Origin of the sequence: Xenophilus sp. (assembly GCF_044462705.1) — a bacterium.
GTDB lineage: Bacteria > Pseudomonadota > Gammaproteobacteria > Burkholderiales > Burkholderiaceae_C > Xenophilus > Xenophilus azovorans.
On the sequence record NZ_JBIQNC010000292.1, the window covers coordinates 1 to 2,986 of the forward strand.

Genomic DNA, 2,986 nt, shown 5'->3' on the forward strand with positions numbered 1-2,986 from the left:
TCTGCCTGGCCGCAAGTCTGGCTTGGCTGACAGATTGAATGTCGATTCAGCCTAGCGCGAACAGGCTATTCCGGGCGCACGGCAAGGCCGGTACAACCGCGCCGTTGTGTTCCGCTGCGAAGAGGCCCGCCCCATGCCATCGTCCTCCATGCCCTGCCGCCCCTGCCTGGCGGCGCTGCTCGCGCTTGCCGTGGCGGGTGCGGCCGCCGGCCCCGCCTTCCCCGAGCGCAAGCCCGGCCTGTGGGAAATGCGCACCAACGCCGAAGGGCCGCGGAAGGACAAGGAGATGGTCGTCACCCAGTGCGCCGATGCCGCCACCGACAAGGCGCTGCAGGAATACGGCCTCTCGCAGCCGAAGATGAACCGCAAGTTCTGCAAGGAGCAGATGCGCAACGAGGCCGGCAAGATGCTGGTCCACACCGAGGTCTGCAAGCAGAGCGACACCACCGTGACGCGCCGCATCGTCATCTCCGGCGACTTCAACAGCGCCTACCGCGTGCAGTCGCACACCACCTACGAGCCGATGCCCAAGACCTCGCCGCCCAGGGACGACATGGTCGCCGAGATGCGTTGGCTCGGCGCCTGCCCGGCCGGCATGAAGCCGGGCGACATGGCGATGCCCGGCGGCATGAAGATGAACATCGCGGACCTCACCGCCCTGGGCGGCATGGCCAGCGGGATCATGCGCACCGGCCCCGACGCCCGCCCCGGCGAGATGACCCTGCCCGACGGCACCAAGGTCGACATGGAGGCGATGAAGCGCATGGCCGCCGAGATGCAGAAGCGCATGCCGGCCGCCGCCTCCGGCAAGTAGGCCGCCGCCCACGGCGCGGACGCGCCCTTGGCCGGTGCGTTGCGCGGCGGCGCGGGGCCTACCATCGCCGCCATGGCCGACGAGACCCTGCCGCCCGCCGCCGCGCCGCCACGCCCGGACGATCTCGTCATCGCCCGCCCCGAGGGCCTGTACTGTCCGCCCGGCGACTTCTACATCGACCCCTGGAAGCCGGTGGCGCGCGCCGTCGTCACCCATGGCCATTCCGACCACGCCCGCCCGGGCCACGCGCACTACCTGGCCCATGCCGACAGCGAAGGGGTGCTGCGCCAGCGGCTGGGTGCGGACATCACGCTGCAGACCCTGGCCTACGGCGAGGCCATCGAGCACCGCGGCGTGCGCGTCTCGCTGCACCCGGCCGGGCACGTGCTGGGCTCGGCCCAGGTGCGGCTCGAACACGGCGGGCGCGTGTGGGTGGCCTCCGGCGACTACAAGACCGAGCCCGACGGCACCTGCGCGCCCTTCGAGCCCGTGCCCTGCGACACCTTCATCACCGAGTCCACCTTCGGCCTGCCGATCTACCGCTGGCCCGCGCAGCCGCAGCTCTTCGCCGAGATCGACGCCTGGTGGCGGCGCAACGCGGAGGAGGGCCGCGCCTCGGTGCTCTTCTGCTACGCCTTCGGCAAGGCGCAGCGCATCCTGCACGGCGTGGATGCGTCCATCGGCCCCGTCGTCGTGCACGGCGCCGTCGAGCCGCTGAACGCCGTGTACCGCGCCGCCGGCGTGGCGCTGCCGCCGACGCTGCGTGTCACCGATCCGGGCGTCGATGCGGCGCTGCTGAAACGCGCGCTGGTGCTGGCGCCGCCCTCGGCGCAGGGCACGCCCTGGCTGCGCCGCTTCGGCCAATACGCCGATGCCTTCGCCAGCGGCTGGATGCAGTTGCGCGGCACGCGCCGCCGGCGCGGCGTGGACCGCGGCTTCGTCATGAGCGACCACGCCGACTGGCCCGGCCTGGAGCGCGCCATCGGTGCCACCGGCGCGCAGCGCGTCATCGTCACCCACGGCAGCGTGGCCGTGATGGTGCGCTGGCTGCGCGAGTGCGGGCTCGATGCGCAGGGCTTCGCCACCGAGTACGGCGAGGAGGACGAGGCATCCGCTCCCTCCCCCGCTGGGGGAGGGTTGGGGAGGGGGCTTGCAGCTGACGATGCGGACGCCGCCGGCCCCCATCCCGACCTTCCCCCAGCGGGGGAAGGAGAAAGCGCCAGCCCGTGAAAGCCTTCGCCGCCCTCTACCGCGACCTGGACGCCAGCACCTCCAGCCTCGCCAAGCAGGCCGCGCTGCAGCGCTACCTGCGCGCCGCGCCGCATGAAGACGCGGCCTGGGCCGTCTACTTCCTCGCCGGCGGCAAGCCGCGCCAACTGGTGCCCGTCAAGCTGCTGCGCCTGCTGGCGCAGGAGGCGGCCGGCCTGCCCGAGTGGCTGTTCGAGGAGAGCTACCAGGCCGTGGGCGACCTGGCCGAGACCATCGCGCTGCTGCTGCCGCCGCCCGACGATGCGCACGACCTGGGCCTGGCGCAATGGGTGCAGGCGCATCTGCTGCCCCTGCGCGGCGCCCCCGCCGACGAACTGCCCGAGCGCCTGCGCACCCAGTGGCGCCGCCTCGCGCCCGACGAGCGCCTGGTCTACTTCAAGCTCATCACCGGCGCCTTCCGCGTCGGCGTGTCGAAGCTGCAGGTCACGCAGGCGCTGGCGGCCGTGGGCGGCGTGGACGCCAAGCGCGTCGCGCAGCGCCTGATGGGCTACACCCACATCGGCGCGCGGCCCGACGCCGGCGCCTATGCCGCCCTGATCGCACCCGAGGCCGCGCAGGAGCGCGAGGCGCAGACCAGCGGCCAGCCGTACCCCTTCTTCCTGGCGCATCCCTTCAATGCGGACGTGGCGCAGTTCGATGCGCTGCTCGGCCCGCCCGCCGGCTGGCTGGTCGAGTGGAAGTGGGACGGCATCCGCGCGCAGTTGGTCAAGCGCGCCGGTCAGGTGTGGCTGTGGTCGCGCGGTGAGGAACTGGTGACCGAGCGCTTCCCCGAACTCGCCGCGATGGGCGAGGCGCTGCCCGACGGCACTGTGCTCGACGGCGAGATCGTGGTCTGGCGCGACGCCCGCGCGCAGCCCTTCGCCGACCTGCAGAAGCGCATCGGCCGCAAGACGCTCGGCCCCA

General features: G+C 72.7%; 2 protein-coding genes and 1 pseudogene. All 3 read left to right on the forward strand.

Annotated elements, in window-relative coordinates; translation table 11 throughout:
* The first annotated feature begins 133 nt into the window (after window positions 1-133).
* On the forward strand, window positions 134-814 hold the full coding sequence (locus ACIY1X_RS24930; protein ID WP_399685968.1) for a DUF3617 domain-containing protein: 681 nt from the start codon (window positions 134-136) through the stop codon (window positions 812-814).
* Between the two features lie 72 nt (window positions 815-886).
* On the forward strand, window positions 887-2,044 hold the full coding sequence (locus tag ACIY1X_RS24935; RefSeq protein ID WP_399685971.1) for a ligase-associated DNA damage response exonuclease: 1,158 nt from the start codon (window positions 887-889) through the stop codon (window positions 2,042-2,044).
* A pseudogene (locus ACIY1X_RS24940) lies at window positions 2,041-2,986 on the forward strand (ATP-dependent DNA ligase); the annotation flags it as partial. The gene ACIY1X_RS24935 and the pseudogene ACIY1X_RS24940, both read left to right, overlap by 4 nt.

What these genes read in the sequence shown, in the direction of transcription:
- ACIY1X_RS24930 (WP_399685968.1), top strand. Translation starts at nt 134, where the DNA reads ATGCCATCGTCCTCCATGCCCTGCCGCCCCTGCCTGGCGGCGCTGCTC.
- ACIY1X_RS24935 (WP_399685971.1), top strand. Translation starts at nt 887, where the DNA reads ATGGCCGACGAGACCCTGCCGCCCGCCGCCGCGCCGCCACGCCCGGAC.